General features: G+C 34.8%; 4 protein-coding genes and 3 pseudogenes. 2 read left to right on the top strand and 5 right to left on the bottom strand.

All coding sequences use genetic code 11. From position 1 onward, the window contains the following. Window positions 1-142: 142 nt before the first annotated feature. Both J7E67_RS27945 and J7E67_RS32455 read right to left on the bottom strand, forming a co-directional pair. The gene (locus tag J7E67_RS27945; RefSeq protein ID WP_214733256.1) at window positions 143-850 is read right to left on the bottom strand and encodes an IS6 family transposase; all 708 of its coding nucleotides are present in this window, start codon (window positions 848-850) and stop codon (window positions 143-145) included. Further along, the gene (locus J7E67_RS32455) at window positions 828-1,073 is read right to left on the bottom strand and encodes a hypothetical protein (protein WP_374223946.1); all 246 of its coding nucleotides are present in this window, start codon (window positions 1,071-1,073) and stop codon (window positions 828-830) included. Before J7E67_RS32455 ends, J7E67_RS27945 begins: the two co-directional genes overlap by 23 nt. Window positions 1,074-1,182: 109 nt before the next feature. On the opposite strand from J7E67_RS32455, the pseudogene J7E67_RS27955 reads away from it, so the two are divergent. Further along, a pseudogene (locus tag J7E67_RS27955) lies at window positions 1,183-2,304 on the top strand (IS3 family transposase). A 90-nt stretch (window positions 2,305-2,394) separates the two neighbouring features. Here the strand turns inward: J7E67_RS27955 and J7E67_RS32460 are convergent. Both J7E67_RS32460 and J7E67_RS27965 read right to left on the bottom strand, forming a co-directional pair. Further along, window positions 2,395-3,579 (bottom strand): annotated as a pseudogene (locus J7E67_RS32460) (MFS transporter). Window positions 3,580-3,876: 297 nt separating this feature from the next. Next, window positions 3,877-4,050 (bottom strand): hypothetical protein, encoded by a 174-nt coding sequence (locus J7E67_RS27965; RefSeq protein WP_214733257.1) that lies wholly within the window; start codon window positions 4,048-4,050, stop codon window positions 3,877-3,879. 517 nt (window positions 4,051-4,567) lie between these two features. Here J7E67_RS27965 and J7E67_RS27970 point away from each other — a divergent pair. Then, entirely contained in the window at window positions 4,568-4,735 is a 168-nt protein-coding gene (locus J7E67_RS27970; protein WP_214717366.1) for a hypothetical protein, read from the top strand. A gap of 299 nt (window positions 4,736-5,034) precedes the next feature. On the opposite strand, the pseudogene J7E67_RS27975 reads toward J7E67_RS27970, so the two are convergent. Further along, a pseudogene (locus J7E67_RS27975) lies at window positions 5,035-5,792 on the bottom strand (aminoglycoside 6-adenylyltransferase). Between the last annotated feature and the right edge of the window lie 244 nt (window positions 5,793-6,036).

The following is a 6,036-nucleotide window of genomic DNA, read 5'->3' on the forward strand; positions in this document are numbered from 1 at the left end:
GGCTCCCCGCTACGCCCGCGGAAAGCGAAGCGCCTGGAGCGCAAATCAACAAACAAATTAACAAAGACATAAAAAAGACTGCCGGCAAACCCAAGTTTTTCGGATTTGTCGACAGTCTGTAGATTCCTTACGGAATCCTACCTTATGCTGTAAGTCCAAACAACTGATGTATAAATTCTTTCTGGTTTTTGACAGACTTCTCCCGTAAGAAAACTTGCTTCTTATGAAGCATATGCATCGCTTCCATACCACTCAATATCTTTTTGGCAGTTCGAAACGATTTCAATCCTAGCATAGAACGAACTCGCTTCTTTATAAAGCGATGGTCTTGCTCAATGATATTATTTAGGTACTTCTGTTGTCTTATTTGCGTGCCTGAAGGCATGCTTTTTTCTTCTTGTAATTCTTGAATCGCAACAGGATACGCTGGATTCTTATCAACTGTGATCACACGGGGAGATGATACATGCGAAGAAGCCAAGGCTTTTTTGAAAAAGCACTTGGCTGATTGGGCATTTCTATTTTTTCTAAGATAAAAATCAATGGTGTTTCCTTCGGAATCTACTGCACGATACAGATACATCCATTCCCCTTTTATCTTGATATAGGTCTCATCGACTCTCCATGAGTCATTCGTTTGCCTGAGATGGCGACGGATTCTCTTATCCAACTCAGGACCATATTGATGTACCCAACGCATAATCGTTGTGTGAGCGATGAATAAGCCACGTTCCTCCATCATCTCCACTATGTTACGAAAGCTTAAGTTGTACCGCAGGTACCATCTTACTGTTAACAAAATAATGTCGGGCTGATAATGTTTCCACTTAAATAAATTTTGCTTTTCCATACTGATCACGTCCTTTTTTAGAGTAATAGTATCTGTATGTCCAAGATTTAGAGATTACTAGTAATTGTGTTAAACTTTTTGCACCAGAACCTATTTTTCTAACTATTCCCCAAATTTCTTTTTCAGTATCAGTAACTTCATTTTCTGTATTAAATTGTCCCCATAATTCGTAGCTTTTGTTTCCATATAAAATAGTTAAGCTAACTGTTACTTCTGCCTTCACAGTTCGGGACTTTCACCCTAGAGATTACACCCTGGATAGGCTACACTTAGTTGGACAGAAATTTTAAGGTCAAGTAGACTACAGATAACACGTTTGAGGAGAATCTACTATGGCTAAAAAAGAACGTCGAACATTTACCACGGAATTCAAACAACAGATCGTCCAGCTTTATCTGAATGGGAAACCAAGAAAAGATATTATAAGGGAATACGATCTTACACCCTCATCATTGGATAAGTGGGTGAGTCCAAGTCAAACCTCCGGTTCGTTCAAGGAAAAAGATAATCTGACTCCAGAAGAACAAGAGCTGATTAAATTAAGAAAAGAAAATAAGCAGCTTCAAATGGAGAACGATATTTTAAAGCAAGCCGCGCTGATACTAGGACGAAAGTAAATGTGATCAAGAACAATCTACACAAATACTCGATATCAGCAATGTGCAAAGTCCTGCAAATCCAAAGAAGTACCTATTATTATGAAGCAAAAGAAAGGGCTTCAGAGAATGACTTAACCTCTACTATCATCGAGATATTCAAAAATAGTCGTCAAAACTATGGTACTCGTAAGATAAAGGTGGAGCTTAGAAAGCTTGGGCACCAAGTATCAAGGCGAAGGATTGGCCGAATTATGAATGAACAGGGATTAGTATCGAGATACACAGTTGCCCAGTTTAAACCTCATTCAAAAGATTGTAACGAATCCACGCAGAAAAATGAGTTGAATAGAGCCTTTAATTAGGAAGAAGAATTGACTGTGGTTGTAAGCGATTTAACATATGTAAGAGTCAATCAAAATTGGCATTACGTATGTATATTTGTCGATCTCTTTAACCGAGAAATCGTTGGATTTAGTTCAGGTCCGAATAAAGATGCAGCCTTGGTTTATCGGGCTTTTTCATCCATTAAGAAAGACCTGCGAAAAATAGAGTATTTCCATACAGATCGAGGAAGTGAATTCAAAAATAAGCTAATTGATGAAGCTCTAGAAACTTTTAAAATCAAGCGATCTTTGAGCATGAAAGGCTGCCCTTATGATAATGCCGTGGCAGAAGCAACATTTAAGATCATTAAAACTGAGTTTGTTAAAGGGCAACACTTTACTAGTTTAGAAGAATTAACAAGGAGAATTACGAGACTATGTTCATTGGTTTAACCACATTCGAATTCACGGAACATTAGGCTACTTAAGCCCGATAGAATACAAACTTGGACACCTTAAAAAAACTGTCTAGTTTTGTGTTGACAATCCACCCATGCCGGGCGCACATATAAAAAGCATCTGCACTAGATGTGCAGGTGCTATCACTCCATTCTATAGTGTATTATGCACTTTTATGTGCACGTACTTTTATACTTGTTTTATTAACTCCCTTATGATTAAGGATTAAGCAAAAAAGGGAGAGAATAGATAATAATAGAAAACCTAAAACATAATCTCCTGCTAAATCTTTTGTCAAGCCAAGGACAATTGGAGGAAAAAAGCCTCCAACTCCTCCAATTGCACCGACAATCCCTGTTACCGCACCTGTATTTCCTTTAGAGATTTCAGGTACCATCTTGAAAACAGCACCATTTCCTATCCCTAACAATATAGAGATGATCAAACAATTTATACTAAAGAAAAGGAAGTTTTCCATAGTAAAAGCAATGAACACCCCACATAATGTTACTCCACTAAAAACTAGAGTCAACAACCCTTTTGCTCCAAAAACGGTCGGAAAGATAGCCACCAAATGGACGTATAAGCGTAGCCATTACGACGAATATAGCTGTTTTTATTCCAGCTTCAAGGGCTGTAATACTAAAGAGATCATTCAAAAATGTAGGTAAATAAATACTGAAAGTCACAAAAGTTCCAAATGTAAGGAAGTAAAAAAACGATAAATACCATGTTTCTTTAAATTTTAATACGGAAAGAGATTCCTTTAAAGTCTTATGTTTACTTGTTCTTTGTACATCTTTTGTTCCTACCAGAAAAGAATTGACATACATGCCATAGCAATTGCAAGGTTCCAAAATACCCATGAAAGACCAAAAGAGCTAAAAATGGATGGTATCAAGAAATTTGCTACAGCTGATCCTAAATTTCCCATCCCTCCAATTCCTAAGATCAAACCTTGTTTTTGTGGAGGATACCATTTAGATACATAGGTTTTGGAAATAGCAAATGTTGTTCCTGCCATCCCGATAAAGAATGCCCAAAATAACAACATGGCAAAAGAATCTGCAAAACCTGCTCCAACCATGGGTAAGATAAGCAGTAACATAGTCAACGCAAAAATTCTTCTCCCGCCATATCGATCTGTTAAAATCCCCATTGGAATACGCATTAAAGACCCCAATAATACTGGGGTAGCAATAAGAATGATTTTTTGAGTAATACTTAACTGATAAATTTTTTGAATTTCTGTAGCAATCGGTGCAAAAACCGACCATACGGTAAATGAGACAATCATTGACACAGTTGATAAAACTAATACCGATGTTTGACCATTTGTATTCTTCATAAAGACCACCTTGTGATTCTCTTGGTGCTAAATGTTTAAGTCCAAGATACTATTTAACTTAAATTAAAATCATATATTTACAATTCTCGTCGAGCACCGTTATTGATCAACAATTTCATGATAAGAATGTTTATTTCAATTAATCATTAATATAAAACAGGAGATTTTTTTGAAAATACTACTCTTATTACTAATATTAAAAATGATAGATGGCCGATGTTTTTCATTGTGATTTCCTCCTATTTTGTCTGAACTTTTTGTTAATATAAAAATATCACTTTTTTTAATATCTTCACATTAACTTGTAAGGAAATATGACATGGAATTTATACAAGTATGGTGCACCACTCGTTTTTTGTAGATGATTTTCGATGTGATTAGCATTGGAACCCCAAGTGTTCCCATTACGGCCCCCATTTTATCCGGAGGAGCAAGTCGAAAAACCATGGCCATTCCTATTGGAGCAACCATTCCTCCGCCCAGCATAGAAAAACAATATATATAGAATGTAATAACTTACTAATAGCCATTTTGAATGTAACTTATTTTTCATAAAGGAACTTACTATGCGTTTAAAGACAAGTTTAGTATTTTAACGGTCTATGTTTATAGACAATAAGGAAGGTTATTTACTATTAAAATAGGCGGACCAACTACCGATAAGAGAAGCTTTCAGGAATCATTGCTATACTCCAGATGAAGTTGTGTTTCCGTAGCAAAATGAGAAGATTAAGGATCTCAAAAATTAGCAGGGTTGATTCCTTTTTTCGATATCAATACTTTTACTTAAAAAATTCAAATCCCAATGCTATTGGACTACCTAATTCCTTTTTAGTAGCATTCTCACAAAAATAAAAAGTCCCAAAAGGGTTTACTCTATTGGGATTGTGAAGGATTGCTACTTAAGCTAACTGGCAGTTTAGTTTAATTCGAATAATCTCCCTTAATAAGTAAAAGATAATAAAAATTATTTTTCGGAGGTTATAATATGTTCAATGAAAAAACAAAGCTTACATCATTATTTTGGATTGCCATTCTTGGTTTGTTCTTAACAACCATATATTCAATTTTACTTGGTATTTTAGGCTATAGAACAATGAATAGGATTGATTATATATATAAGCAAAATAAACAAAAGAAAAATAATGGTAATTAAAAAAGAAGCTAAAACCTGCTTCGTTAACTTAATAAAAAAGGATTGTCTAAGTAAGTGATCAAAAATGACTGAAGTAATCATTTTGAACTTTTAAATTTTTTCAATGTAACAAAACATTCATTAAGTTACATTTATTTTTTACCTGGATACAAACAAAACTACAAATGCAGCTGATGCTTTTTCAATAAGCTCATATTAAAATATTTTCTTTGCATCACTAGATAAGTTTCTTACATGTTTAAGATATTTTGACATGCTTGTATCATCGTGAACTAGGTATGTAAACAAACAATGCTTTGCTAGTCTTTAACTAAAGTCCGAAACAATTCGCAGGTAACGAATATAGAATTCCATAATTTGTCATAATCACTTACGGAATAGGTTTCTTTATACATCTCCCAATGTGATTCTGGGAGATATTTTTTGAAATACTTTCCCATCTTTCCTGTTGAAACCTGAAAGTCATTTTTAGTCCCATCCACCTTGAAACCATCTCGTCTAAGGAAACTTTAGTGGCATGTTCAAACATAAGTTTTGCATATGGTAATTCATCTCTCCAAATTCCTTTTGCAACGTTTTGAAGACACCACCAAAAATTATTACAACAGCTCACGAAAAGCGCTTCTGTTGGTTTTTTTACATGGTAGTCAACATCCGATGGAGCAGGGATAAGTGACAGACAGTTGTCCTTATCTAATAATGGAATGGTAAGTTTATCTTCTACATATCCTTCAATCATTGATTCTTTTGTTTCGATGGGAAGATCAATACGATTTCCATCAGTAAAAAGCATTAAATATCCGTAAGAACGATCAAAATTCTTTTCTACACCGCAAGCTTGATCTAATTTATCAGGCTCTTGGATCATAATCAATTCCCCAAATTTATTAATCCATTCTTCATCTTCTATAAAAGAGGCTGTTTCCGTGACTACATATACAATGTCGTAATCCTGAAAAATATCTTTTGGAGCATTGGGATTTGTCCTTGAACCGTTCATATAGACCGCTCGAATTCGTTCATCTTTTTGAGCTACTTCTAATATTAAATCCAACATTTCTTGATCACTTCTCACTACTATTCACCTCGCACAATGTAAATATCCTCGTGTATTTGCTTCTTCTGACCATCTATTTTAATTCTTTTTAAAGAATGATATTTCCTGTATATTTTAAAATCTTTAACTAAACTCCCCGTTAACTTAAAAAACAAAGGCCTTGTGTTTCAATGTAACAAAACCTCTATTATGTTACATAAATAAAAGTCACCCTTAAGGGTGACTCAGACTGTCGACAAATCCG

The organism is Bacillus sp. ISL-46, from assembly GCF_018613205.1.

What these genes read in the sequence shown, in the direction of transcription:
- J7E67_RS27945 (WP_214733256.1), bottom strand. Translation starts at nt 850, where the DNA reads ATGGAAAAGCAAAATTTATTTAAGTGGAAACATTATCAGCCCGACATT.
- J7E67_RS27970 (WP_214717366.1), top strand. Translation starts at nt 4,568, where the DNA reads ATGTTCAATGAAAAAACAAAGCTTACATCATTATTTTGGATTGCCATT.
- J7E67_RS27965 (WP_214733257.1), bottom strand. Translation starts at nt 4,050, where the DNA reads ATGGTTGCTCCAATAGGAATGGCCATGGTTTTTCGACTTGCTCCTCCG.